The following is a 24,610-nucleotide window of genomic DNA, read 5'->3' on the forward strand; positions in this document are numbered from 1 at the left end:
CGGGGTCGGCTCAGCCGAGGTAGAAGTCCCGGCGCGCGGCGACGAACGACTCGATCGTCTGTGCCGGTTGACCGGTGATGCGTTCGACATCGTGGGTCGTGCGGTCGTAACGGTTCTTCTGGTGCAACCGGGCCATGGTCTCGATGTGCTGCTCGGCGTGCGGCGAAAGTCCTGCCTTTGCGAGCACCGCAGTGATCCGCTGGTCCAGCGGGACGTCCGCATAGGACACCGGGCGGCCCAGCGCCCGGGAGAACTCCTCTGCTACGCCGTTCATGTCCAGCGTGCGCGGCCCGGTCAACTCGTAGACATGACCCAGGTGCGGGGCCGGGTCGTGCAGCATGGTCGCGACCACCCGTGCCACGTCGCCCGCCGACACCGGTGACGTGCGGCCGGTGCCGAACGGCAGGGCGAGCGTGCCGTTCTCCCGGATCGAGTGCGCGGCGAGCGTGGTGAAGAGCGGGTTGTCGAGGAACATCGTGGGCCGCACGTGTACCACTGGCAGGCCCGACCAGTTGAGCACCTGCTCGGAGAGCCAGTGCAGCCGCTGCTGGTGGGACTCGGTGGTACTGGTGGCGGTCATCTGGGCCACCGTCATCTGCGACACGTCCACCAAGCAGTCGAGATCGCCGTGCTCGCGTGCGACGGTGGCCACCACGGTCGCCGCCAGCAGGTAGTCCGGCGACACGCTCATGCTGAAGTACATCCGGCCGGCACCGTCGAGGGCGTCCGTGACATCGGCGGGCCGGGTGAGGTCGCCGACGACTACCTCGGCGCCGAGTGCGCGCAGTTCATCCGCGCGGTGGTGGTTGCGGTGCACCATCGCGCGTACCGACACTCCTTGGGCCAGGAGCAAGTCGAGGACGGTGCGGCTCACACCGCCTGTGCCGCCACCGGCTCCCGTGACGAGAACAAGGTCGCTGGTAACCATCGGTGCGTCTCCTTCAGAGTCAGAGTCTTCGCTTCGGGGGGACGGCCCTCTTGCGCGGCGTACGCCTCGGAGCCATGGGCCGTGAGCCTCAGCTCCCGATTCGTTGCGACGGCCTGTTCTGAAGGTGGTCGACCGGGATTCGAAACTGTAGGAACGTGACGAGGGTCCGGGCGGCGCCCGCGCCGCCGCCCACGAGCTCGTGGCCCACTCAACCGTTACGTCACGACTCGTCGACAGGAGTGAAAGGCGCAGGCGAAAACCGGAGCCTGGGCCGCACGTCCGTGTGAGAGGCGGTCAAAGGGATCCGCAAGTTGCCCGGATCGATGTGCAGGGCTGCCCGTGAGATCTGAACCCCAACATGGAGTGCTGCGTCCGCTTCGGAATGAGGGCGGCCGCATAGCCGCCCCGGGCTCGTTCGCCCCGGCCGAGTTGTCTGCGATGCCAAGGGGGGATACGCCCCAGGTTTAATTGTCCTGCTGGGGCGTCAATGATTGGTTTGTTGGAGGCTCCGCAAGCCCGCGGGCAGGGCGACACCAGAGGGTGCTCGTGGGGTCTTGCCCTGGAGGCCGGCAGCAATCTTTCGGATTGCGGGGAGTCGCGCGAACAGTGCATCTCCGGGGCAGTCGGTGGCATAGCCGTCGCGATGGCCGGAGATAGCGTCGAATTCGGCCGAAGTTCCCTTGGTGTAGCGGCTCTTGTCGTTCGTGGACGTGAGCCGCACCTTGCTGGTGGGGTCGATGCCGTTCAAGCCGAGCTTCCAGGCGGCGAGGGCTGCGATCGCGTGCTCCATGGCTGCGGGTACGGGAGTGCCTCGTCCGAAGGTGCCGATCGCCGCAACCCCCGTGGTGCCCTGGTTGAACCCGAGGGTGTGGGAGCCGACGACGGGGCGGTCGGTACCGCCGGCGCGGCCTTCGTAGATGGTGCCGCATTTGTCGACCAGGAAGTTGTAGCCGAGGTCTCCCCATCTCCGGTCACGGGTCTGGCCCGTATACAGATTGCGCAGGGTACGCGGGACGTCGGCGCAGTCGTAGCCGTTGGGGGTGTCGGTGTGATGGATGAAGACCGCCGTCACTCTTTGCGCGTAATGGGCATGTGGGTCGCGCTTGGTCTCGTCGGCCCGCCACTGGGTACGCAACACGACAGCGGGCCGAGGCGCCGCTCGGGGGAATGCCACTGACCTCGCGCCGAGGGCCGGGAACGGCAGCCCGGATTCGACAGCCGAATCCGGAACTGCTTCGGCCCGCCATACGGCAAGGGGGCCTTCCGGTGTCGTGCCGACGGCATGGGCCGTCGTCACTCCGGGCGGTGCCGCCATGAGGGGAACGGCCACAGGGGCCGTGACCCACAGTGCGATCCGGTACAGACGCACGGGAAAACCTTCTTTGTCTTTCGCCGAGGGGACGGCGGGAACGCGTATGCCCACAGCTTCGCGGTGGGAGGTTCGCTGCGCGCCCCGGGTTAGTGCAGACAGGCGAGCGTGCCGGTACTCATGCCGACTGCCGCAGGGGTGTGTGGGTGAGCGCTTCCGCTATCAGGGTGAAGTGCGCGATGACGAGTCGAGGCACGTACAGCCACCCCTGCCGAGATGGCCGACCGGGTGCCTTCCCGGCACTTGGCCGAATTCGCCCGTGGCTATGGATGCGACGTCGACCGGCCGGTCCGGCGGGAAGCCGAAACTCTCTGCCGCCGAGCTCCGGCGCCTGGCGGATGTCGCCAGCCGCTGTAGCGCGTGACTGCTGGGCAAGCCCCTTTCGCGTGACGGCAGCCCGCAGCCCGCAGCCCGCACCCCAGCACCTCGCTGACTCGCACCCGCCGGCCGGTCCCACTCGACCAGTCCCGTCGGCCGCCCTTTTGACGCGCGCTCGCGTCGGCCGCACGGACTGCCGGACACCCTTGGGCTGACGCGAGCGGCGACACATCAGGCAGACCGGGCGTGCTGTCGGTGCGCTCCTGGCCATTGATCTCAGCTCCCCTGCTGTCCCTCCTGGCGAGGGCTCTCGGATGTCCTGTGCTGCTTCTGGGAGCAGCACCGTGGGACAGCGATGAACGAGTGACGTTCCCCGAACGCGTGTCGAACAGTCCGTGGGACGTCGGCGGGACGGGGTGTGCGGGAATCTGGTGCTGCTTGGAGATGCTCGTGCCCTGCCGCGTGCGCTTGCCTGTGCGTGTCGCGTGATGACGTGCTGGAGGTCAGCGGACTGGGGGAGGAGCAGGCAGCTCGACCCACGAGCTCTGCCCGGTCTCCACGGCATTTGAGGTGTCAGGTGGCGGGAGGCATGCCGCGCGTGTCGACGCGGCTGTGGCGTGGCGCGCCGGCGCGTACTGCTTCTGCGGTTCCGAGTACGTGAGCTACGACGCCGTCGGCGACATGGCAAGCGCGCGCCCGCGGGCGTGTCGACTCGTCGCTTGTGGGGAGCCGGGCTGCCCGTGAAAGGCCGGGACCGGCGATGGCATCCCGGCTCGGCAAGGCAGCCGACAACGAGAACGCTCAGGCTGCGGCAGGACGGAACGCCCAGGGCAGTTACGGGACAACCCTCATCCTGGGACTTCCGTGCGTTCCCACCATTCGTAGACAGGCAATTGGCCCTCGTCAGTTTCCTGGTGACGTGTCGTCGCCTTGAAATGCTCGTATCCACCACGGAACGGGATCTTGAGGTCGACTCCGGGCGTAGTGACGGAAACGATCCGCTCAGGGAGATCGTCGGGGCCGCCCTCAAGGACTGCTTTCATCGCATTGGTCATGGCGAAAGTTTCCCCTGACGATGGTCTGGCTTCTCCATGACGCGCCGAAGTGCTCGCCGCCGTGTGTCCTGTCGGCATCCCAGCAGCACGCCGAGTGATTTCCGGCAATCACTCGATGCAGGACACCTGTCCAAGGAGGCACGGAGACCGACGGACCGAACCCCGCGGGCCGAGACGCCGCCGCTCGCACGGCCCGATGGCGACTTCCCTGCGTACGAGGCCGAAGGGCTCAACGCTTCGACGTTATTCAGCTGGGCGGAGTCCGTGGGGGCCCGGCCGCCGGCTTTGAGCAGACCTCGCTCAATCGGTCCCCGAACTCGGCAGGCACTGAGTGGTCAAAGGCTGGAGCAATCAGTTCCAGCCCCAGTGGGACCTAAAGGTGTCGGTGTCGTGATCCAAGCCGAGCACGCCTGCATGCCCCTGCGCGGCGTCCAGGCCAGCGGCACCACCACCATGACCTCCACCCTTTGGGGCCTGTTGCACCGACGCCCGATCGCGCACCGAGTTCCTTGCTGTGACCGGCCTGCCCCGCTGTCCCGGCAGCGTTCCGGGACAGGTGAATAGATAGCAGGTCTTGATGCGTGCTGCTGGGCCCGGTTGCGGACTGCTGCCGGCGGATCTGCCCTCCGACGGGCAGCCGGATCGGCCGCGGGGGTGATGTCACGTGGAGTCACGTTACCTATCCTGCCGCCGGGCATACTGCCGACCGTGGCGTGGAACGGATCTGCGCATGACCGAAAGTGCGAGCCCTCGTATCTCGACGCCTCGGATCACCGTGCTGGGAGTCCGGCCAGGTGATCCGCCCTTCCGCCTTGTGGAGATCGACGGGGAGGTCGTCAGCGCCGCAACATCGATGACGGATGTGCTCCACGCCGCCTCGGCCGCAGGCATCAGGGTCCACGATCTCGACGACCCGGGCGAGGTTCGGTGGGTGGGTGGCGGCAAGTTCACCTGGAGGCTGCACTAGGCGGTTGCCATGCGCGGGAGGGCAACCGACTGCCGATGAGGATCGCCGCACCGCGTCTCCGTGGGCAGCGGCGGCTCTTTCGATCCGGGCACCTGATCGGCGGTGGGCGCACCGTCGTATATATCGACGGATACCCGGTTGCTGCTCGGGTCGACACCGCACGAGGTGTTGGGAATGCCCGCCGGCTGGTCCCATTCGGCGTGGATGGCGTCGGGCGCGGCCGCACTGCAGGTGATGACCTTCGCCGCCCCACCAGCGTTCCGAACCGATTCCGTGGCGGACTGGTAGCCATCCATGCCGGGAAGTCGACTTGGACGGTGTCCTGATTGGTGAGTGCAGACCAGCGAAATCACATCTCGGCGCCGGCTCCGCCGACGGTTGGTGTCGCACTGGCATACACCGCGTGATCATTCCGGGGCCGTCGCCATGCCCGGAGGGCAGATCGCGACCGTCACGCTTCACGCCTGATCAGCCACCCGAGAGGCCCTGAGCGTCGGACACCGGCGACGCCCTCCTCCGCGGATCACCGCCGCTCCGTGGCGTCGCCCGGACCGTCGGCTTCGCACTGCCGTACGCGCCTGGCTCCGAGCCCGGAGTGAACACGGCAGGGGGACCGCGCGCCTCCTCCCGCCGACGCATCATCCCGAAGGCTGACTCAAGGCTCCCCCGTGCAGACGGCGGTACCACCTCGGGGAGGATGGCCAGCCGCCGAGGACCGAAGAGGCTGATGCCATGACAGCGATCGACGAACCTCGCCCGACCACGACTGCGCACGGCACCGAACGGCCGGTCCCACAATGGGCTTCCATCACCGCCCATGCGATCCCTTTGCTACTGCTGCCCCAGTGCCTGTGGCGGTTGCCGTTCGCCTTCGGCTTCGAGATGGGGCTGGACGTGGACGGTGCGATGCCGTCGTCGTTGTGGGTGTCCGTCCCCTACGTCTTCGGGCTCAGCTTGATCACGGAGGGGTTGGCGCTGCTGTCCTTCGGATTGGTGCGGGGATGGGGCGAGGTCGCCCCCGCATGGCTGCCGTTCATCGGCGGGAAGCGGATCGCTCCCTTTGCGGCGATCATCCCCGCCACCCTCGGCGGCCTGGGCGCGACCGCGTTCTGGGCACCCGTGCTGCTGAGCTGGTTCGGTGTGGGTGACGCCGCCGGGTACAGCAGTGGCGGCTGGCAGACACTGGCCCGCCTCTGCATCGCCCCCGGGATGCTGTGGGGTCCGCTCGTCCTGGTGCTGACCTATGCCTACTACACGCGCCGCTGCCGCCCGGCCAAACACCGTGGGTACAGCGGCGGTTCCGCGGCTGCCTGAAAGCACGCCACGAGGTCCGGACGGGCTTTGCGGCGACGCCTGTTCCGGACCTCGTCGCATGCTGGACCGCGTTGGCGCCACATTGGTGCCGCGGAGTCGGGTGTCAGCGGATGGCGACGCTCAGAGCCACTCGGGTGGCTGATCAGGCGTGAAGCGTGACGGTCGCGATCTGCCCTTCGGGCATGGCGACGGCCCCGGAATGCCCGCAGCCCGCACGGCTCACGCCCGAGGGAATCGAGAAAGCCGTTCGCGCCGGAGGCATCGCCAACGCCACTGACACCGTGCGCGTCAGACGTCTCTGCATCCGGCCGCCCCGAACAGAACCAGGCCGGGATGCTGCGCTGTTCGTGTCCAAAAAAGGCACAGGATGGACGCTCTGAGTAAGTGGAAGGCTACTCTTTGTCAGCTACGTAATTGATCAACAGCACCCGAGGGGACTTCTGAATGAACCGCATGCGCAACGTACTTGCTGTGCTTGGCATCACTGCCGGGCTGGTCACGGCCCCCGCCGCGAGCGCCTCAGCGAAGCCGGAGGGCTGGACGCCTGCGTCCGTAGTCCAGCACGATCCCTGCACAGGTGAGTTCCGCGGTGACGCCCGGCTCGGCCCCAAGTGGCTCCCGAACAGGCGACTGGCCCCTGTGGGCCCGCTTCTGAACGGGTACAAGCGCACCGGAGTCCTGTCCCCGCAGGCCTTTCTGAAGAAGTACTGGGAAGGGCCCGCCGACTCCGGCAGCTGGAAGTACCCGCCCAACGACGGCTTCGGTCAGGTCAACGGCCAGATCGACAAGGAACCGACCAAGCTGCGCACGGGCCAGCGTCTGGACCGCTTCGGTTCTGAGTACGGCAGCTACCTGGCACCCGCTGGTGACGCCTACGCAGAGCGCGCGCTGCCACCGCAGAACCTCAACACCCGTGAAGCAGAAGTCGCTTGCGACTACCGCGTCTACAAGGTGGCCAAGCCTTTCTGGGTTTGGCAGGGCAGTATCGCCCCGTGGTTCGAGCAGCCGGGGGGTGGTCAGCAGATCAAGCTCGACGCGGTCTTCCTCGACCCGGGCCAGGGGCAGCGGCTGAACGTCAAGTGGCTGCTGGAGCATGACTACCTCAAGTCCGCCGCCGCGTAGATTCAGCGTGGAACGCCGGGAACTGCACGCGGTGCTGAGCGAGGCGGGAGTGGCCGACGGCTACTACCGCATCGAGGGCGTTCACGAACCGGTCCCCACCCCCACGGACTTTCTGTTCTTGCGACAGGCGTCCGACGGGGCGTGGGAGACCGGTGTGTACGAACGGGGTACGTACGAGGTCATCGCCCGCCATCCGAGCGAACAGGGCGCCTGCGCGCATTTGCTCCGCCTGCTCCTTTAAGGCACCCCTTTTTTGCCGCTGGATGTCGTCGCCATTGCCCTTCGGTGAGCTCGGACACTTCCACGCCTTCGTCGGGGAAGCCGCGGTGTTCATCTGCTTTCGACGGGTGGTCGTCTGAACCGGGGACCGGTACATGGGCAAGGGCGATGATCGTTCGGAGAGTCGTCAGAGACCGAACGGATGGCTGGAGAGCCAGTCGGCGTGCCGTTGCGAATCCGGTCCCGTCCTTCAGAAGCAGAGAGAAAGACGCCGGCACCACCGTCGTAGGGATGGTGAATGCGCATCCAGGGTGGCGCCGGAGGGGTCGGCCCGTTCGCCGTACAGATCGCCGCTGCCCTGGGCGCGGGGCTCACCGCAATCGCGTCCTCCCGCGACATCGACTTCGTCACCGGTCTGGGCGCCGGCACCGCCATCGATTACAAGACCCAGCTCTTCGAGGGCCCTCGCTTGGAGGATCAAGTGCCGTCGGCGTGGAAGGCGTTGGCGACGGTCTGTTCGTCGGCGGGGCAGTCGGGACGCCTTCCCAGCTTCCCGCGACCCTCTGCAGAACCGCCCACGTCTGGCGAGCGACGCTACTTCTCGGACACCGCGTCGGCGCAGTTCGGGTTCTCCTCCAGTGCTGCCGTGTCCAGGGCTGTCGTGAGTCGGTTGAGGCGGGCTCGCAGGTTGCTGATCTCGTCGAGGTCGAAGCCGGTTGCCGCGGCGATCCGGCGTGGCACGGCCAGCGCCCGCTCGCGCAGTGCCGTGCCCTCGTCCGTGAGGTGGATGTGCACCGACCGCTCGTCCTGGGCGCTGCGCTCGCGCCGTACCTGGCCCGCCGCCTCCAACCGCTTCAGCAGCGGTGACAGCGTGCCGGAGTCGAGCCGCAGGTGCTCTCCCAGCGTCTTCACCGGCAGCGCACCGTGCTCCCAGAGTGCCAGCATCACCAGGTACTGGGGATAGGTGAGCCCGAGGTCCTTGAGGAGTACGCGGTAGACGCTGCCGAAGGCGCGGGACGCGGCGTTCAAGGAAAAGCAGATCTGCTGGTCGAGGCGCAGGTAGTCGGCCTCGGACGGGGCCTCGAGGCTCGGGCTGGACATGGAGGTCATGAATCCAGCATAACCCTGCGCACCATTAGATTGTGCACAATTTAATTGTGTGCTTTCCTGGAGTGGAAGCGGCCGGGACAGTGCCGCTGGGACATGACTTTCGAGAGGAAATCGCTTTCATGGAAGCGCTCTACACCGCCGTCGCCACCGCCACCCACGGCCGCGAGGGCCGCGCCGTCACCCCCGACGGCAAGCTGGATCTGCAGCTGGCCATCCCGGTGGAGATGGGCGGCAGCGGCCAGGGAACAAACCCGGAGCAGCTGTTCGCCGCCGGTTATGCCGCCTGCTTCGCCAGTGCTCTGGGGCTCGTCGGCCGTCAGGCCAAGATCGACGTCAGTGACGCCGCCGTGACCGGTGAGGTCAGAATCGGCAAGCAGGCTGAGGGATTCGGTCTCGCGGTCACGCTGCGCGTGGAGCTGCCCGAGGCCGTCGACGAGGCCACCGGCCGCAAGCTGGTCGAGCAGGCCCACCAGGTCTGCCCCTACTCCAACGCGACCCGCGGCAACATCCCGGTCGAGCTCGTCATCGAGTAGCCCTCCGGGTGGCGATGGGCCGGTGCCTGGGACCAACCCCACTGGGCGCCGGCCTCGCCGTGCGTCTGCTCCACGCCCCTTCTCCGCGATTCGGGGCGGGCTGCGCGTGTGGGTCTCAGCCGCCCCGGCGGCGGGGGAGCGGTACGCGCAGCCACGAAGCCCACGCAGTGTGGATCGAAGGCGCCGAGCATGGTTCCGGCCCGGGCACCCAACGCTGGGTTGCGGAGCGGGCGTTCGCTCGCCTGCACTGGTTCCGCAGCACGCGGGTCCGCTGGGAGAGACGCGACGACATCCACGAAGCGTTCCTCACCCTGGGATGCGTACTGATCTGCCGACGACGCCCGAACTCACTGCGACAGGAGTTCTTGAGGCGGCGCGTGGCGCATGGGAGATCCTCCTGGGCCGACACCACCGCCGTACGCGGCGAGCCGCGGCTTCGCGAGGAGGTTGCCCGTCCGCTGCGGACGATAAAGGGCAAGGGGAGCACTCACTCCTTGCCAGTCTCAGCGTATGCACAACCGAGTGTTGTGGGGCCGGGACGCCCAGGACGCGCACGCGGTGTTCGGCGAGGCGATCAACACCCACCGGGCGTCGATCGGCCTGCCGCCATTGGACAACGTCCGCGACCACGTCCTCACCGACCACCCGTGGCTGGCCACGGACCCGAGCCTGGCCCCGTGGCAGCAGTCGGCGGACCTCGGCGTGGTGCAGACCGGCGCGTCGGTCCTGCCGGACGAACGCCCGCTACCCGCAGAGTTGGTGGCGTTTCTGGATGCCGGCACACCACCGGTGTACGTGGGCTTCGGCAGCATTCCCATGCGAGATCCGGAGGACGTTGCCGGGTGGCCATCAAGGCGATCCGAGCGCAGGGCCGCCGCGCGGTCGTCTCCCGCGGCTGGGCCGACCTGGCCCTGATCGACGACCAGGACGAGTGCTTCGTCGTCGGTGAGGTCAACCATCAGGCACAGTTCCGCCGGTCGGCCGCTGTCATGCACGGCGGCGCGGGTACGACGACGACGGCCACCTGGGCCGGCGTGCCTGAGGTGGTGGTACCCCAAGCGGGGACCAGCCGTATTTCGCCAGGCGGGTGGCCGACCTGGGCATCGGTGCGGCACGCGACGGTCCGGCTCCGACCGTCGAGTCCCTGTCGGCCGCGCTCAGGACGGCCCTGACCCCTGAGACCCGCGCACGAGCGACCGCCGTGGCCGGCACGATCCGCAGCGACGGGGCGACGGCGGCCGCGACGCCGCTCCTCGACGCCGTCAGCCGGGAAACGCCGCAGTGTCCGCGTGAACCACACGGGATCGTCGAGCCAGGAACAGTGCCCGGCGCCGGGCTGCATCGCCAACTCGGCATCCCCGAAGCGACCGGCATACTTTGCGGCAGGCCCGACGTCGTAGCACCGGCGAACAACAGCACCGGCCTCCAGGATCATTCTGTGAGGAGTTCTTCGCGCGACGGTTGGCCACTCAGAGTTCAGTTGGTCGGCCGGGTGCTCGACGCTCAGTCCGATGTGCGACGTCTGTGTTCCCCGGCGCGCCTTGGGGTGATGTCTGCACAGGTCGGCGTGACTTCGTTCCGCTTTGACCGTTAAGTCGATCATGATTACTCGACGCATGACCGCCGTCCTGAGCGCTTTCGCCGTAGGCGCCCTGCTTGCGCTGTCCGTACCCAACGCCGCCCATGCCGCCGAGTGCGGGGTTCGCTCCGACGGCAGGCTGTACTGCGGTAACAAGGCAGGGGCGAAGGGGTACGCCGACCGCTCCTACCGTTCCGCCACTCGCGGCACACTTGTCGGTACCTTCAGCTGGTTCCAGTGCTGGGGACATGGCGACCCCCACCCGGGAGGTAACGACATCTGGTACTGGACGCAGCTCGACAACGGCGCGTGGGGCAATGTTCCGGCGGTGGACGTGAGCACGGGCCAGGATCCCGCCCCCGGTCTGCGTGAGTGCTGAGGCGTTGACGCCTCGCTCGATGCGGGCGTAGGGACCTCGCAGCCCTGCACCCGCGTGTGAGGAATGACGACAAGCATCTGAGCGGTTCAGTTGGCCGTTGTGGCCAACTGAACCGCTCAGGCACTGTTGTTGTGACTTTTTCCCAATCGTCGTTGTCAAGCAGTTGGCGTGTGGCGCAGGAGGCCGTCAGCGAGATCGCTGCCAGGGACGCAGAACGTGGCGATCGTCTGTGCTATTGCCGCATCAACCAACGTTCGCCTTGCCGGACGGTGTGGCCTGTCATGAGCTGGATCCGTACCGAGGAGTCTGGGGTCCCGGTCGAGCACCTCTTCGAGAAGATGCGTGCTCTCGGCTGCACCTGCGGTCTCAACCTCCTGCACAAGTACCTCGACCAGGGCCGCCACGAGAGCGACCGGATCATGTCCTCCCCGCGCCGCCTCACCTCCTGGATCGCGAGCCGGCCCGGGAATCTGTCCGACAGGCGGCGTAAGCATCTGGGTGAACTCATCGCGGCCTGCCCCGAGATGACCGCCCTGGCCCAACTCGTGCACGACTTCGCCCAGCTCATGGGCGAGCGCTGCGGAGGCGACCTCGACGCCTGGATCGCCGACGTCCGGAAGGCCAGCTACCCGAGCTGGCACCCTTCCTCACCGGCCTCGAGCAAGACCACGACGCGGCCGTGGCGGGGCTCACGCTTCCGTACAACAACGGTCCGACCGAGGGTGTGAACGCCAAAACGAAGCTGATTGCGAGGCAGGTGTACGGCAGAGCAGGATTCGACTTCCTCCGTCACCGCATCCTCCTCGGCTGATTTCACCCTCCGTCACCACCGAATGTGAGACAGGGCCGTGCGTTTGACAGACCCGCAGAGGATGCAGTCGACGGCACGCCGGAGGAGATGCGGTACTTCCTGGAGCACGGTCAGTACGAGACAACCGCCTGGTCAGCTGGGGGCTGAGCGTAACAACTGACGAAACCTGCCAACTCAGTTACTCGGTTCGTATTTGTGATTGATCAAGGGCTTCATTTGGTGGATGAGTGCTTGGGTTGGCGGGCGGGGTAGCGGCAGGGCCTGGCTGGTGATCCGGCCTTCGGCGGAGTGGTGTGAGCGGCTGGTCAGAGCGGTCGGTACTCCCGAATGCGAATCCTGTGATCAGCCAGTCGTCAGCGTGTCGGTGCCCATGTTCACACTCTGCCGTACCCAACGGCGTTCCCGCAGAGCGTTCCACTCGGTGCATTCCGGCACCCCTCGTTCACGGTCTGAGGATCGTGCGCCCGAGCGGGCCGTCGCCCCCGGCGCACTGCCCGCGGCGCGGAAGTGCCGACACCGTGGTCAAGCCGGGCGACGACATCGTGAAGCACCGCCGGCGCTTCCGCTGCGAGAAGGAATTCCAGGCCACGCCCGGCCCGATCTGCGGGAGTTACCGCAACGTCGGCTCTACGACGTCGCCGGCGTCTGCTTCACGAGTGTTGGCGGTGCGTCCCATGCTTACGGATGACGAGCTCAACGAGTTGTTCAGCGCCTCTTGGCCGGGTCACAGGCCGGCTCCTTCGCACCTCTGCCGGCCTGTGACCTCGCTTGGACCGCCGCGCGCCGCGGAGGTCAGCTGGTTGGATTCGTCAACGTCGCCTACGAGCCGCACCTCGAATCCTTCAGCGCACGGTGCGGATTCCGACCGACTGCTGCGGGTTTCATGCGGCTTTGGCAGGAGTTCCCCGTAGGTCCAGCGGTAGGGCTTGGCGACGGTGTCGTGCGCGATCACGTAGGTGTCCATCTACGTCGATGAGGTCGTCACGGCCGGCGAAGTCTCCGTGCCGCAGGACCGGCGGGCCAATGCGGAAAAGAGCAGTTCGACCTGGTTGAGCCAGGAGGCGTGCGGCGGGGCCCAGCGCACGTGCCAGCGCCGGCGGCCAGCCATGCTTTGGTTTCGCATGTGGTCGAGGTCGGTAGTGGTCTTCGCGGCTTGGGCGTGCCGACATCCCCGTCGCAGGGGCGTGTGGAGCGCACGCCGAGATTCCGGAGACAGGTTCAGCGCTGACCGCCGAGTCGGCAGGAGGCGGCCATCCGGGTTTCGGTTCACGACGCGGCGCGCACAGGAACTGCCAACCTGTGCTGTCGTCATCGGTTCCCGCCGTCGGATCCCGGTCACCTCCTGTCCGTACCCGGAGAACCACCACCGGATATCCGCCTCATTCCGTGGCCTTGTTGCCAGTTCCGGGAGCGGTGCGTGACGCGGCTGTGCGTCTGCGATCGGCGTTGTCAGTGGTCGCAAGTAGGTTCAGTCGTGTCCCGCCGTTGTGGCGCGGAAGTCCTCTTGGTGCATAGGAGATGGTGCGTTGTCAGACTGGGAGAGGTCGAGCACAGCACGGGTGATAGCGCCCGCACGGCCGCGCAAGCTTGCCAAGGTTCCGTTCGTGGAGCTGGCCGACGGACGCTTGCAGGGCGTGGTGTCCAGCGGCTCGGACATTGAGCGGGTCTACGTCTCGTCGGTTGCGGCCGGCACTTACGCGTTCGCTTGCAGCACCAACAACAACCGGCCCTGCGGCGGCGCACGGGGCTCGTTCTGCAATCACATCCGGGCCCTGATCAACGAGGCGGTGCTGCAGTACGGCGCCGAGCGCGTCGCCCGCTACCTGAGGGTCGAGATCGTGGACGGGGAACCGAGCGCGCAGACCATCGCCGCCGACATGAGCAACACACGTCCACCGCAGGGGGACACCAAGGCTGCCGCACCGGTCTTCAGCAGGTTCCTGCGTCACCTGGCCTACCTGGAACTCGCCCCGAACACCGCACCGTTGCCGGAGATGCAGTGGTTCCCGCCGACCAGGGCGGTGGCATGATGCGCGCCGACCTGCTCTGCGAAACCATTGCCGGGCTCGACGAAGCCCTGACGGCCGTCGACGCCTTTGACCGGGCTCTCGCCGCCGGCCTGCTCCGTCCCCAACCGGCCCAGGCCGCCGGCCTGACAGAGCTCGCCCGCGCCGTCGAGGGGACGCCGCTGGCCGCCAGAGTCGCCGAGGCGGCCGAGAAGGCGGCAGACGGAGCCGCGAGTGAAGACCACTTCGTCGCCCTCGCCGCTGCCCGTACTGCACTGCTCGGCTCCGTCCACGACGCATTGATGACCCGCGTCGAGGAGGCGACCGGCCGGCCCGGCAGCGAGGAGACCGTCCCGGCGCCCGGCGGGCAGCAAGCGGCGAACCTGCTCGCCGCCGCCCGCTCCTGGCTGTCGGATCTGGCGCGCTCCGGGTGGCAGGGCATCGACCACGACGTGGTCTCCGGGTCGGCGCAAGTCGTCTCCGTGATGCTTCCGGACCGGGCCCTGCGCCGCCTGGCGACGCTCCTCGACGGTTTCTCCGCCGAACTCGCTGCATCCTGCCCGGGCGCGGCCCTGGAGAGGATCCCGGCACGCCGCTGGGCCGACCTGTGGTCGCGTGCGATGCTGCTGACGCTGCCCGGTGCGGCCGACGTGCCCATGACCGGTACGGCCACCGGCCGCCTGCTGCCCCTCGGCGTCGACTTGCAGGAACACGCGACCGCTGCACAGGCCCAGGTCCACGCGGTGTTCGAGCCCGCGGACGGCGCCGCGCCCCGCCTGATGCGTGCCGGCGTGTCGGTGCCGAAGCCCGACACGGTCGTCGGAGCCGGCGTCTGGCAGCTGCTTCGCCCCCACATGTCGCTTCTGGCGGCCGCCGGCGAGGGCCGCTCAATGGATCTCGTCGGCATGCCGGTCACCGCCGAGGGCGACCTGGTCTGGAGCGACGAGCATGCGCGCCCGAGCGAGCCCGCCGACGCCTTCGCGACTGCCCGCGTTGCCCTGCCCACTGCCACCGACGCGGCGACCGCACCCCTGGACCGGCACCCGGCGCGCATCGCCGTACCCGTGTTCCTGGAGGGCTACACCGCCCAGAAGGACGACGACACACTGACGTTCACCGTCGCCGGACACCCTCTCGCTGTCGACACCGACCGCATTCCGACCGCCGGACCGCTCACACCCGACGCCGTCGCGGCGTCCGGTGCCTGCATCGGGCTGCTCCGCTGGGACGCCGGGACCTATCGCGTCCAGCCTCTGGCCGTCGAGACGACCGTACGGAAGAAGGCTGTTGCGATCCACGCCGGGGGATGGGCCGGGGGAACGACCGACAAGGCCGGTGTCAAGGCCGAGAAGGCCGCCACCGACGCCGTGGCCGTGCTGCGGGAGCGCGCGGGGAGGTTGCTGCGGAAATGACGGAGCACACGACCGAACAACCGGCCGGGTACGCGACCTCACAGAGTCCGGAGGCGGACTCCCACGACAACCGCCGTCAGGTCCTGTACTGGCGCCTCCTCGCCCGCCTCTTCGACCACGAGGAGCAGGCCTCGCTGGAATCGGCGAGCCTCGCCGTCGTCGATGAACTCGGTCTGCCGTCCGCGCTGCTGGACCCGCAGGCATCCGTCGACTCGATCGTGCAGCGCCACCCGGGGCTGGCTGCCGAGTTCGACGGTCTGATGGCGCCCGAGCCCGACGACGAAGGTGCACGCGACCGGGCCGCCGAAGTACGGCGCGCGGCACTGGTGTCGAAGGTGCTGCTCAATGTCTTCGCCCCCGGCTCCGGCACGGTCACCGCTGGACAGCTGGCGCGCTGGCAGTCCGACGCCGGCTGGCTGGAGCGTGCGCTGGGCTGCAAGCCCGGCGAGCTGCGTGGCGGCCGCGCCGGCGGTGGGGCCGGGAGAGGCGCCGCAGGACCGGGCGTCAGCCCGACCGGCATCGGCGGCCTGGGCACGACGCCCGATCTCGGCCGGTTGATTCCAACAATAGGTCCGGAACTCGGCGCCATCGAGGCCGACCTCGTCAAGCGGATGCACCTGCGCGAAGTGCTGGCCGACCCCAAGCTCTCCGCGCAGCTGACCCCGAGCATGTCACTGATCGAACAGCTGCTGCGGGACAAGAGCAACCTCTCGGGCGTTGCCCTGGCCAACGCCAGGGCCCTGATTCGCCGTTTCGTCGACGAGGTCGCCGAAGTGCTGCGCACCCAGGTGGAAAAAGCCACGGTAGGCGCCCTGGACCGCTCCGTCCCGCCCAAGCGGGTGTTCCGCAACCTCGACCTCGACCGCACGATCTGGAAGAACCTCACCAACTGGAGCCCGGAGGAGGAGCGGCTGTACGTCGACCGCCTCTACTACCGGCACACCGCCCGCAGGACGACGCCCCAGCGGCTGATCGTCGTCGTGGACCAGTCGGGCTCGATGGTCGACTCGATGGTGAACTGCACCATCCTGGCGTCGATCTTCGCCGGGCTGCCGAAGGTGGACGTCCACCTGATTGCGTACGACACGCGTGCCATTGACCTGACGCCCTGGGTGAACGACCCGTTCGAGGCCCTGCTACGCACCAACCTCGGCGGCGGCAACGACGGTCCCGTCGCGATGGCCATGGCCCGTCCGAAGATCACCGACCCCAAAGACACCGTGATGGTGTGGATCTCCGACTTCTACGAGTTCGATCGCTCCCAGCCGCTGTTCGAGGGCATCGAGGCCGTCCACCGCTCCGGAGTGAAGTTCATCCCCGTCGGTTCGGTCACCAGCTCCGGCCGCCAGGAGGTCAACCCCTGGTTCCGTGAACGCTTCAAGGCCCTCGGCACGCCGGTGCTCTCGGGCCACATCCGCAAGCTCGTCCACGAGCTCAAGACGTTTCTCGCTTAGAAAGGCCCTGTTATGTCCGACTTGTTGCGCGCCCCTGCCGAGATCAAGTACGCCGAGGAACTGGACTGGCTGGAGTCCATCGACGACAACCCCAAGCCCTTCTCCTGGCGTCTGTCCCCGAAGATGGTCCGCCTGTTCATCCTGGGCTCCGAGCGCTCCGACGGCCTGGACCGGGAAATCCCGCAGAAGTGGTACGGCGACCGCAGTTTCGTCGAGCGCTCCATCGTCACGCTGGCCTCCGACCGCGGGCTTCTGCTCATCGGCGACCCCGGCACCGGCAAGAGCTGGCTGGCCGAGCTGCTGTCCGCCGCGATCTCCCGCAACTCCACGCTGGTCGTGCAGGGCACAGCCGGCACCACCGAGGACCACATCAAGTACTCCTGGAACGTGTCCATGGTCATCGCCAAGGGCCAGTCGCGGGAGTCGATGATTCCCTCGCCGATCATGACCGCGATGGAGGCCGGCGCGATAGGCCGTTTCGAAGAACTCACCCGCTCCACCAGCGACGTCCAGGACGCGCTGATCTCGATCCTGTCCGAGAAGTACATCTCGGTCCCGGAACTGGACAGCGACAACATCGTGTTCGCCAAGCCCGGCTTCTCGGTCATCGCCACCGCCAACAGCCGTGACCGGGGCGTCAACGACCTGTCCTCGGCGCTCAAGCGCCGCTTCAACTTCGTCCGTATCCCGGTGGTGACGAACAAGAAGAGCGAGGCGGAGATCGTCCGCTTCCGCACTGAGGAACTGCTGCGTCGCCACCAGATCGAGCTGGACGTGCCGCCGACGCTGCTCGACGTGCTGCTGCAGAGCTTCGCCGACCTGCGCGCCTCGGCGGCCGCGGCCGGCAGCGACGACGAGAAACTGGAGTCCGCGCTGTCCTCCGCCGAACAGATCGGCGTGCTCGAGGACGCGATCCTGCACAGCAACTTCTTCGGCGAGCGCGCCCTGACCGCCCGTACGCTGGCTTCCTCGCTCGTCGGGTCGCTGGCCCGGCGCGAGCCCGAGGACCTTGCCATCCTCAACAAGTACCTGCACGGCGTCGTCGAGCCGCGCAGTACGGAAGAGGGCGGATCCTGGCCGGAATTCCTGGAGGGCGGCCGCGACGCGATCGCCACCCTGTCATGAGCAGCACGCACGAGGGGCCCTTCGAAGCACTGCGCGGGCAGCTGCAGGAGGCCGCCGCGACGTTCGCCGACGGACCCGACGCCCTGCAGGGCATCCTCCTCGGAATCGTCGACGACGTCGATCGCGCGGTGAGTGAGCCACTGGAGATCTTCCCGGTCTGCCACCACTCGCCCGCCTCAGCGGTTGCGATGGCCCGCCGCCTGCGCGAGAAACAACCGAAGGTCGTGTACCTGGAGCTGTGCGAGGACATGGCGCCGCTCCTGACCGAACTGCGCAACTGCAAGCTCCCGGTGGCCCTCCAGGCGTTCGCGACCGAGGTCGACGGCTTCCCGGCCGAGTGGTCCCCGCTGTCGGTGGTCGCACCGATCACCGAGGCTTCGGCCGAATACCAGGCGATCGCCTACGCACTGGACACGCCGGGCGTAGAACTGGTCCTCGTCGACCGTTCCTCGGACCACGTCTTTCAGTGGGACGCGCGCGAAACGCACGCCGACGACCCAGCCGATCCGGACGCACCGCACGCCGAGGAGGAGGCAGCGCTGCACGGCGACGCGGTCGGCGTGGAGATCGGCGACCTGCGGCCGCGCTTCGCCGAACTGGAGGAACACCTGCTGCGCCACGGCAGGGTGCGGCACTGGTCGGAATGGTGGCACCAGTATGTCGAACTGCCGCTCGGCGACAGCGACCACGACACCTACCGCCAGGTCATGCTGCTGATCGGCAGCCTCTTCCGGCGCCTCGCACCCGGCGACCCCCATCGGGTGCACGTGGACGAGGACCGGGAGCGCTACATGTGGACCAGGATGCGCGAGCACCTGTCCGCGACCGGCACCGATCCTGCGGACTGCCTCTACATCTGCGGCGCCTTCCACGCGGCCAGTCGCGTCGGTGAGTTCGGCGTCCACGGCACCGACACCTTCGAGATCAGCCCGCGGAGCGCCACCAAGTGGCAGCACGGCTTGATTCCGTCCAGCCACGCGGCGATCGAGGCACAGTTCGGCCTGGCCGCCGGCTCGGTTTCGATCGCCGCGACGGTCTGGGCGAAGAACGTCAGGCGCACGCGCGTGGAGCCGTACCGCCTGGCGGGACAGGCGGGTGCGAAGAAAACGAGGGCCAAGAAGTCCGCGGCCGCGGCGGCTCTCGTACCGGCGGTCGAGCCCTCGGACAAGCTGACCGGCTTCCTTCAGCAACCGCCCGTCCTGGACCGGCTGGACGAGACCGAACTTCTCGGCTGGTCGGTGGAGATCGTGCGCGCCGCGCGCCGAGGCGGCTACCTCGCCTCCACCGCCGATGCCATCGCGGTGTTCGAGACGTCGATCCTGCTGGCCGGGATGCGTGACCGGGCCAGGCCCACGCCGTACGACTTCCAGGATGCGGCCATCACCTGCATCGAGAAGGACACCGTGCCCGGCCGGCGCGACGTACGCCGCCTCGTGGAGATCATGATGGGCGGCGACCGGGTCGGCCAGGTCGGCTACGACGCGCTGCCACCCCTGGCCCGCGACGTGCACGACCGGCTCGCGCCCTTGAACCTGAAGCTCCAGCAGCGCGGCGTGCAACGGGCGCTGCTGGATATCGCCTCCGAGCCGGAACTGGAGCGGTGTTCCGACGTGCTGTGGATGCTGCGCTTCCTGATGCCGCAGGGCGCGGCTCGGCCGATCACGGGCGAGCGGAGACTGGGGGAGCGGCCGATTCAGGAGTCGTGGGACCTGGCGCTGGGCACTCATCAACGTGCGCTCATCGAGCTCGGCTACGAGGGCGTCAGCATCGAGCAGGTCCTGGAGCAGCGACTGCGCCGTACGGCGTACGGCCCGCACGCCACCGCGGCAACCGTCCTGGAAGCCGTCGAGGACGCGACGCTGTACCTGTGCAGCCGCCGCCTCGCCGACGAGCTGGGCACACGCGCCCTGGAGGTACTGTCGGCCGAACGCAGCGTGGACGGAGCACCGGAGGTGCTGCGCCGGGTGCGGCGGTTGCTGGCGTACTACCGCACCAGCGAGCCGGTGTTGCCGCCGTGGATCGAGTCCTTCGTCAAGACCGGATACGCGCACTACTGCACCCTGCTGCCGACGGCGTTCACCGACGACGACGCCACAGTCCGCCAAGTGGCGGCGATGCTGGGCTTCCTGTTCAGCATGGAGAGTCTGGCGCTGTCACTGGGCTGCGACCGGGCCCAACTCGAGCTGGCCGTCGTCCAGTCGCATCCACAGGACCCGTCGAAGACGGCGCTGCTGTGGGCGGCTCAGGTACAGCTCGGGCACCTCTCTCGCGCGGACCTTCGGGCCAGGTGCGACGAACTGCTCGGCAACCCCTTGGTGGTACCTGCCTATCCGCGCTACCTCAGCGGCTTCGTACACGCCCTGGAGCCCGTCCCGGGCCTCACCGACTTTGTGGTGGAGGCAGTCTCGAACGCGTTCGGACGGCTGCCGGACCCGGTGCTCCTGCCTTGGCTGCCGACCCTGATCACCACCCTGCGATCGGGCGGCGCCGAGCTGGCCCCGCTGCTGATCCGTGAGGCCGGGCGGATCTTCCCCGGCCGGCTCGCAGCGCTGGACGAGTGGGTACCGCCGTGGCGGGCGCAGCTGGAAGCCGTGCATACGGCGCGGCGCGCGGACGCCAGCCGCGGTTGCACGCTGCTCGCTGCCCATCCCGCGGCGTGCGACGCGGTGGCGAGCCTGCTGGGCTGTGACGGGACGTGGGAGACGGTGGACCCCGGCCCGTCAGGCGCGGCACTGGCCGGTCGCCATCCTGATACGGCTGTGGCGCTGGAGGTGCTGCTGGCCGGCGCCTGATCTCGGCGGGGCTAAGGCCCGCGCAGCGGATCCGCCGTCGGCGGCGACCGGTGCCGCAGCCGGCCCGACGCGGTCCGGCACGCGGCCCAGGTCCGGCCGCAGCCGGGCCAAGTCTACGGTCAGCTGCCGGGCGACGACCGCCGTCACGTCCCCCCGGCCGGCCAGGACCACCGTCTCCTCGACGAACAGGGTTTCCGGCCGGTGAACTCCGAGCAGTTCGGTCTCGACGCCTGATGCCGGATTGCCTCTGGAACGTCCTTTGCAGCGGTCGGCGCATTACGGAGCTGCCGGAGCCGCGTGGTCCGGGGACACGAGCAGCGGAGGTGCCTCAGTGCAACCACGCGGCCCGCAGGTGCATCTCCATAACTGAAGATCAAATGGTTCGGGAAGCGGGAGAACGATGAACAGGCCGTTGCGGCACATAGCCGTCTTCTGTGGGCTGCTGGTGCTGGCCTTGCTGCTCCGGGCGAACTGGCTCCAGTATTTCCAGAGCGATGCTCTTGCCACTGACGAGCACAATCGCCGGGTGAAGATCGCTCAGTTCGCCAGCCCGCGCGGCGACATCATCGTGGGCGGTGACCCGATTACCGGTTCGAAGGCGGTCTCGGGCACGGACTTCAAGTACCAGCGGACCTTCAAGCAGGGCGCGATGTACGCTCCGGTAACCGGGTACGCCTCACAGGCACAGGGCATGTCCCTGCTGGAGAAGACGTACGACAGCGTGCTCAGCGGCCAGGACGACCGGTTTGCCTTCCGGCACGCCAAAGACGTTCTCACCGGCGAGCAGCGCCGCGGCGGCGATGTGATCACTACGATCGACCCGAAGGCGCAGAAGGCGGGCTACAAGGGGCTGACCGACCTCGGTGCCCGCGGCGCGGTCGTCGCCCTCGACCCGCGCACCGGAAAGGTCCTCGCGCTGGTCTCCACCCCTTCCTACGACCCGTCCGTCTTCGCCGGGAATTCGTTCAAGGAGGGCGACAGGTTCCAGGACCTCGTCGACGACAAGAGTAAGCCCCTGGCCAACCGTCCGCTGCGCGAGACCTTCCCGCCCGGCTCCACCTTCAAGATCCTCACGGCGGCAGCCGCTCTGGAGAACGGCGTGGTCACCGACGTCGACGCGGCGTCCGAGGCCGTTTCCCCGTACCCTCTGCCACTCTCCTCGAACAAGATCAGCAGTGAAGCCGGCGACGCGGTCTGCAACAAGGCGTCCATGAAGACCGCCATGCAGTACTCCTGCAACAACGTCTTCCTCGACGCGGCCTCGAAGGTCGGCGCGGACAAGATGCGCGAGACAGCGGAGAAGTTCGGCTTCAACGCCGATGTCTACTCCGACGAGTTCGGCGACATGCTCGCCACCAAAAGCCTCTACCCGAGCCAACTGGACAAGCCCGGGACCGCGCTGACGGGTATGGGCCAGGGCAGCCTCACCAGCACCCCGATGCAGATGGCCATGGTGACCGCCGCCCTCGCCAACGACGGCAAACTGATGCAGCCGTACATCGTCGAAGAGCTGCGCGGCCCCGACCTGTCGACCCTGGAGAGGCACGAACCGAAGCTCAAGAGCCAGGCCGTCTCCGAGGAGACGGCGAAGAAGGTCCAGGAAATGATGGAATTCACCGCCAAGGAGGGCAGCGCCCAACGTGCCCTGATCGACGGTGTCACGGTCGGTGGCAAGACCGGCACGGCGCAGCGCGGTGTGAACGTGAATGACGAGGTGCCGTACGGCTGGTTCGTCTCGTACGGCAAGAAGGCCGACGGTGCGTCGGTGGCGGTTGCGGTCTTCATCGACCCGACGGACATGGACATCTCCCGCTCGGACATCTCGGGCGGACGGCTGGGCGGACCGATCGCCAAGCGTGTGATGCAAGCAGTGCTGGGAAGCTGAGGGATCAGCTCATTTTTTTGATGTGTCCGCGGCCTGCCGGACAGACCAGGGCTTTGTCAGGTGTATGGCCAGGTCGTAGTTCTGGTGGTTTTGCTGCTGGTGGGGCGGATCCACTCACCGCATGGTTGGTCGGCGGAAGCCGATGCAGCTGATGGCCGGACGGCTTGAGCATCCTTCGCGCACCCCTGGGGCGGGCTGGACCGGCAGACCTCCCACATGTCCATCGATCGTCCCGCGCGTACCCGGGGCATGCCACGCCAGCCGTATCGTCTGGGCATGTGCGTCCCGGCCCGGACCACACGTCGCGACCTGGTGGTGCGCTACTCCCGGGGTGCAGGCTCGTCCTCTGGGCCCAGGAAGTCGGTCGGGAGGGTGACTTGCATTTGCCCTTCGTCAGTCATTCCTTGGATACGGATGTGGGTGGTGTCGAACTGTGTCCAGTCGCACCGCAAGCGGAACACCTTGTGCGGGGGCAGGTCCGTGATGTCGAGACTGGTGGTGAAGTCGCCTTCGTTCAGAAGCAGTTGGACGGCCTGGCGGGCGTCGTGTGGGTCCCCGTCGATGGCGCGGGCAAGGGGTGCGCAGGGTGCAGGCGCAGCACACCATCCGCGTCGGGGATCTCGTGGATGACGTTGGCCGCCACCAAGAGTGTGATTACGTCGTCGTTGGTTTGGAGTGGAAGCAGTCCGTAGTGCGCGGCATATCGGGTTGCATCGGCCATCTGCCGGGATACTTCGGCCTGCTCGTCCTCGTCCAAAGTCGAGGGGTCCTCCCAACAGGAGAGGCTCAGGTCCCCGTCCGGGTTTGACGAACTGCATACAAACTGCGTCATGTCCTTCCTGGCGAGAGGGGCCTCTTCCGTTACCAGGCCCGTCAGGAGAAATGTCAGGGCAGGCGGACGCAAGCGTGCCCATCCGCTGCGCATCGCTTCGTGGAAGTGCTAATCACGATTCTGCTCCGACCAGTCCTTCAAGGGCTCCGTCTTCATCAGCATGAACTTCTTCGTGGCAACGGCATGCTGGCACAAGGATGTCAGGTAGCCCGCACCTCGGGGCGGAGGTCGCAAGACGAGTTCGATGTAGTCGATCTCGGTGAACTCGACCTGAAGGCACGGGGCCTTGGAGATGCTGTTCATCGACCGTGGCCACCACAGCGTGCGGGCTCCTGCGACTGACGGATCCACTCGGCCGCAGAACACTGGACAGGTGCCGGCTGACAACCGGTTTCGTCGATCGGAAACAGCGGGTGGCTGCCGCGGATCGAAGGCGCAGCGTTCAGATGCCGGCTTGTCGGGGCGGAAGGACGTGATGCGTCCTGGTCATCGACCAGCTGCCGGCCCGGTGCCCCGCCGACCACGTGGTTGTCGCCGTGCGCACCTCGGACCGCACCGCGCACCTTGCCTCCCGCGGGGTCCGGATACGCTTCGGTGACTACGACGCCCCGGACACCCTGCGTACCGCGTTCAAGGACGTCGACCGCCTTCTGCTGATCTCCTCCCCGGAACGTCGAGGTTTGAGTGACGTTTTCTCAGCGGTGATCATTTCCCAATTCCGTTGAGGACAAGGGCGGCGCGAGCGATGTCGCCGATCCGGCTGGGGCTGATGGTGACGTGCTGCAGGGGCCGCCAGCGCTGCGTGAGTTCGGCAGCGGCGCGTTCGCCGAGTGCACGCATGCCTCTGATCAGGCTGTTCGTGGTTTGCGTGTCCGCGTACAGGCCCGCTCGGAGCGGTTCTTCGGGCGCCGGACCGGGACGAGGATGCCGATCCCGGCACCGATGCAGCCCTTGTCGGCCAGGGTGGGCAGGCCGCCGGCTGCGGCTTTGCATAGTGCGGGCAGGGCGTGGATGCGGGCGGCGGTGATGTCGGTGGTGGAGCCGGGTTCGACCTCGGAGACCCACAGCGGGGTGCCGTCCGGGGCGGACAGGAACTGCACGTTCCCGCCGAACGCCTTGTGTTTGTGCGACATCCCGTGAGTTCCTCTGACCTCCGCTGCGTCCCCGCCCCCGTGGCCAGGGGGTTCTTCCACGTCCAGGTGTCTCGTCATCGAGTGACGTAACTTCGGGATTCTTGAAGCGTTCTCACCGTGCCCGACTGGTGTGCAGTCGGGCTGAAGGCGAGGAGGCTCGGGTTGGCGTTGGCGGTCGTATGGGACCTGCGCGAGATCCGGGCGCCGGTCTCGACGGAGGAACTGGAGCAGTTCGAGACCGATGTGCTGGCCGGGTCCGTCCTCGCA

General features: G+C 67.7%; 23 protein-coding genes and 2 pseudogenes. 15 read left to right on the forward strand and 10 right to left on the reverse strand.

Annotated elements, in window-relative coordinates:
• Positions 1–10: 10 nt before the first annotated feature.
• The 3 genes from NRF20_RS41630 to NRF20_RS41640 form a co-directional block, all read right to left on the reverse strand.
• Entirely contained in the window at positions 11–928 is a 918-nt protein-coding gene (locus NRF20_RS41630) for an NAD(P)H-binding protein (RefSeq protein WP_413754254.1), read from the reverse strand.
• A gap of 484 nt (positions 929–1,412) precedes the next feature.
• Positions 1,413–2,297, reverse strand: a complete 885-nt coding sequence (locus NRF20_RS41635) for a peptidoglycan recognition protein (protein WP_398629349.1) — start codon at positions 2,295–2,297, stop codon at positions 1,413–1,415.
• A gap of 1,166 nt (positions 2,298–3,463) precedes the next feature.
• The gene (locus NRF20_RS41640) at positions 3,464–3,670 is read right to left on the reverse strand and encodes a DUF5988 family protein (RefSeq protein WP_093897961.1); all 207 of its coding nucleotides are present in this window, start codon (positions 3,668–3,670) and stop codon (positions 3,464–3,466) included.
• Positions 3,671–4,039: 369 nt separating this feature from the next.
• On the opposite strand from NRF20_RS41640, the pseudogene NRF20_RS41645 reads away from it, so the two are divergent.
• A pseudogene (locus NRF20_RS41645) lies at positions 4,040–4,238 on the forward strand (GTP cyclohydrolase I); the annotation flags it as partial.
• Between the two features lie 162 nt (positions 4,239–4,400).
• Entirely contained in the window at positions 4,401–4,637 is a 237-nt protein-coding gene (locus NRF20_RS41650) for a hypothetical protein (RefSeq protein WP_398629348.1), read from the forward strand.
• Here NRF20_RS41650 and NRF20_RS41655 read toward each other — a convergent pair.
• Positions 4,634–4,933 carry a hypothetical protein gene (locus tag NRF20_RS41655; protein WP_266364904.1) on the reverse strand — a complete coding sequence of 100 codons (300 nt, stop codon included), beginning with the start codon at positions 4,931–4,933 and terminating at the stop codon, positions 4,634–4,636. The two genes, NRF20_RS41650 and NRF20_RS41655, sit on opposite strands and share 4 nt — an antisense overlap.
• A gap of 436 nt (positions 4,934–5,369) precedes the next feature.
• Here NRF20_RS41655 and NRF20_RS41660 point away from each other — a divergent pair, with 436 nt between their 5' ends.
• The 3 genes from NRF20_RS41660 (at position 5,370) to NRF20_RS41670 (ending at position 7,314) form a co-directional block, all read left to right on the forward strand.
• The gene (locus NRF20_RS41660; protein ID WP_398629347.1) at positions 5,370–5,951 is read left to right on the forward strand and encodes a hypothetical protein; all 582 of its coding nucleotides are present in this window, start codon (positions 5,370–5,372) and stop codon (positions 5,949–5,951) included.
• Positions 5,952–6,395: 444 nt separating this feature from the next.
• A complete protein-coding gene (locus tag NRF20_RS41665; protein WP_266364908.1) occupies positions 6,396–7,073 on the forward strand; it encodes a TNT domain-containing protein in 678 nt (225 codons plus the stop codon).
• Positions 7,074–7,080: 7 nt separating this feature from the next.
• Positions 7,081–7,314, forward strand: coding sequence for a hypothetical protein (locus tag NRF20_RS41670; RefSeq protein ID WP_398629345.1), 234 nt, complete (start codon positions 7,081–7,083; stop codon positions 7,312–7,314).
• A 572-nt stretch (positions 7,315–7,886) separates the two neighbouring features.
• Here NRF20_RS41670 and NRF20_RS41675 read toward each other — a convergent pair.
• Positions 7,887–8,402, reverse strand: coding sequence for a MarR family winged helix-turn-helix transcriptional regulator (locus NRF20_RS41675; RefSeq protein ID WP_413754255.1), 516 nt, complete (start codon positions 8,400–8,402; stop codon positions 7,887–7,889).
• Between the two features lie 119 nt (positions 8,403–8,521).
• Here NRF20_RS41675 and NRF20_RS41680 point away from each other — a divergent pair, with 119 nt between their 5' ends.
• From NRF20_RS41680 to NRF20_RS41725, 10 genes and pseudogenes are all read left to right on the forward strand, one after another.
• A complete protein-coding gene (locus tag NRF20_RS41680) occupies positions 8,522–8,935 on the forward strand; it encodes an organic hydroperoxide resistance protein (protein ID WP_398629343.1) in 414 nt (137 codons plus the stop codon).
• Positions 8,936–9,451: 516 nt separating this feature from the next.
• Positions 9,452–10,208 (forward strand): annotated as a pseudogene (locus NRF20_RS41685) (glycosyltransferase); the annotation flags it as partial.
• Between the two features lie 343 nt (positions 10,209–10,551).
• On the forward strand, positions 10,552–10,893 hold the full coding sequence (locus NRF20_RS41690; RefSeq protein ID WP_398629342.1) for a hypothetical protein: 342 nt from the start codon (positions 10,552–10,554) through the stop codon (positions 10,891–10,893).
• Between the two features lie 634 nt (positions 10,894–11,527).
• Positions 11,528–11,704, forward strand: a complete 177-nt coding sequence (locus tag NRF20_RS41695) for a transposase (protein ID WP_413754674.1) — start codon at positions 11,528–11,530, stop codon at positions 11,702–11,704.
• Positions 11,705–13,230: 1,526 nt separating this feature from the next.
• Positions 13,231–13,734: a hypothetical protein gene (locus NRF20_RS41700; RefSeq protein WP_398629340.1), complete on the forward strand. Its 504-nt coding sequence runs from the start codon at positions 13,231–13,233 to the stop codon at positions 13,732–13,734.
• Complete coding sequence (locus NRF20_RS41705) at positions 13,704–15,122, forward strand: hypothetical protein (RefSeq protein WP_398629339.1); 1,419 nt, start codon at positions 13,704–13,706, stop codon at positions 15,120–15,122. Before NRF20_RS41700 ends, NRF20_RS41705 begins: the two co-directional genes overlap by 31 nt.
• Entirely contained in the window at positions 15,119–16,576 is a 1,458-nt protein-coding gene (locus tag NRF20_RS41710; RefSeq protein WP_398629338.1) for a VWA domain-containing protein, read from the forward strand. The genes NRF20_RS41705 and NRF20_RS41710 overlap by 4 nt, the downstream gene beginning before the upstream one ends.
• A gap of 12 nt (positions 16,577–16,588) precedes the next feature.
• Positions 16,589–17,701, forward strand: coding sequence for an ATP-binding protein (locus NRF20_RS41715; RefSeq protein WP_413754256.1), 1,113 nt, complete (start codon positions 16,589–16,591; stop codon positions 17,699–17,701).
• Positions 17,698–20,493 (forward strand): hypothetical protein, encoded by a 2,796-nt coding sequence (locus NRF20_RS41720; protein ID WP_413754257.1) that lies wholly within the window; start codon positions 17,698–17,700, stop codon positions 20,491–20,493. The genes NRF20_RS41715 and NRF20_RS41720 overlap by 4 nt, the downstream gene beginning before the upstream one ends.
• 400 nt (positions 20,494–20,893) lie before the next feature.
• Positions 20,894–22,378 carry a peptidoglycan D,D-transpeptidase FtsI family protein gene (locus tag NRF20_RS41725; protein WP_398629336.1) on the forward strand — a complete coding sequence of 495 codons (1,485 nt, stop codon included), beginning with the start codon at positions 20,894–20,896 and terminating at the stop codon, positions 22,376–22,378.
• 320 nt (positions 22,379–22,698) lie between these two features.
• Here NRF20_RS41725 and NRF20_RS41730 read toward each other — a convergent pair whose 3' ends face one another.
• From NRF20_RS41730 to NRF20_RS41750, 5 genes are all read right to left on the reverse strand, one after another.
• Positions 22,699–22,941, reverse strand: a complete 243-nt coding sequence (locus NRF20_RS41730) for a DUF6042 family protein (RefSeq protein ID WP_413754675.1) — start codon at positions 22,939–22,941, stop codon at positions 22,699–22,701.
• Positions 22,893–23,303, reverse strand: coding sequence for a DUF6042 family protein (locus NRF20_RS41735; protein WP_398629335.1), 411 nt, complete (start codon positions 23,301–23,303; stop codon positions 22,893–22,895). The genes NRF20_RS41730 and NRF20_RS41735 overlap by 49 nt, the downstream gene beginning before the upstream one ends.
• A gap of 15 nt (positions 23,304–23,318) precedes the next feature.
• Positions 23,319–23,513 (reverse strand): hypothetical protein, encoded by a 195-nt coding sequence (locus tag NRF20_RS41740; RefSeq protein ID WP_398629334.1) that lies wholly within the window; start codon positions 23,511–23,513, stop codon positions 23,319–23,321.
• 402 nt (positions 23,514–23,915) lie between these two features.
• Positions 23,916–24,050 carry a hypothetical protein gene (locus tag NRF20_RS41745; RefSeq protein ID WP_398629333.1) on the reverse strand — a complete coding sequence of 45 codons (135 nt, stop codon included), beginning with the start codon at positions 24,048–24,050 and terminating at the stop codon, positions 23,916–23,918.
• A gap of 8 nt (positions 24,051–24,058) precedes the next feature.
• Entirely contained in the window at positions 24,059–24,343 is a 285-nt protein-coding gene (locus NRF20_RS41750; protein WP_398629332.1) for a transposase family protein, read from the reverse strand.
• Between the last annotated feature and the right edge of the window lie 267 nt (positions 24,344–24,610).

It is taken from the genome of Streptomyces sp. R-74717 (genome assembly GCF_047305335.1).
In the GTDB taxonomy this organism is placed as follows: Bacteria; Actinomycetota; Actinomycetes; order Streptomycetales; family Streptomycetaceae; genus Streptomyces; species Streptomyces atratus.

What these genes read in the sequence shown, in the direction of transcription:
- NRF20_RS41630 (WP_413754254.1), bottom strand. Translation starts at nt 928, where the DNA reads ATGGTTACCAGCGACCTTGTTCTCGTCACGGGAGCCGGTGGCGGCACA.
- NRF20_RS41640 (WP_093897961.1), bottom strand. Translation starts at nt 3,670, where the DNA reads ATGACCAATGCGATGAAAGCAGTCCTTGAGGGCGGCCCCGACGATCTC.
- NRF20_RS41650 (WP_398629348.1), top strand. Translation starts at nt 4,401, where the DNA reads ATGACCGAAAGTGCGAGCCCTCGTATCTCGACGCCTCGGATCACCGTG.
- NRF20_RS41655 (WP_266364904.1), bottom strand. Translation starts at nt 4,933, where the DNA reads ATGGATGGCTACCAGTCCGCCACGGAATCGGTTCGGAACGCTGGTGGG.
- NRF20_RS41660 (WP_398629347.1), top strand. Translation starts at nt 5,370, where the DNA reads ATGACAGCGATCGACGAACCTCGCCCGACCACGACTGCGCACGGCACC.
- NRF20_RS41665 (WP_266364908.1), top strand. Translation starts at nt 6,396, where the DNA reads ATGAACCGCATGCGCAACGTACTTGCTGTGCTTGGCATCACTGCCGGG.
- NRF20_RS41675 (WP_413754255.1), bottom strand. Translation starts at nt 8,402, where the DNA reads ATGACCTCCATGTCCAGCCCGAGCCTCGAGGCCCCGTCCGAGGCCGAC.
- NRF20_RS41680 (WP_398629343.1), top strand. Translation starts at nt 8,522, where the DNA reads ATGGAAGCGCTCTACACCGCCGTCGCCACCGCCACCCACGGCCGCGAG.
- NRF20_RS41690 (WP_398629342.1), top strand. Translation starts at nt 10,552, where the DNA reads ATGACCGCCGTCCTGAGCGCTTTCGCCGTAGGCGCCCTGCTTGCGCTG.
- NRF20_RS41710 (WP_398629338.1), top strand. Translation starts at nt 15,119, where the DNA reads ATGACGGAGCACACGACCGAACAACCGGCCGGGTACGCGACCTCACAG.
- NRF20_RS41715 (WP_413754256.1), top strand. Translation starts at nt 16,589, where the DNA reads ATGTCCGACTTGTTGCGCGCCCCTGCCGAGATCAAGTACGCCGAGGAA.
- NRF20_RS41720 (WP_413754257.1), top strand. Translation starts at nt 17,698, where the DNA reads ATGAGCAGCACGCACGAGGGGCCCTTCGAAGCACTGCGCGGGCAGCTG.
- NRF20_RS41725 (WP_398629336.1), top strand. Translation starts at nt 20,894, where the DNA reads ATGAACAGGCCGTTGCGGCACATAGCCGTCTTCTGTGGGCTGCTGGTG.
- NRF20_RS41735 (WP_398629335.1), bottom strand. Translation starts at nt 23,303, where the DNA reads ATGCGCAGCGGATGGGCACGCTTGCGTCCGCCTGCCCTGACATTTCTC.
- NRF20_RS41740 (WP_398629334.1), bottom strand. Translation starts at nt 23,513, where the DNA reads ATGAACAGCATCTCCAAGGCCCCGTGCCTTCAGGTCGAGTTCACCGAG.
- NRF20_RS41745 (WP_398629333.1), bottom strand. Translation starts at nt 24,050, where the DNA reads ATGCGTGCACTCGGCGAACGCGCCGCTGCCGAACTCACGCAGCGCTGG.
- NRF20_RS41750 (WP_398629332.1), bottom strand. Translation starts at nt 24,343, where the DNA reads ATGTCGCACAAACACAAGGCGTTCGGCGGGAACGTGCAGTTCCTGTCC.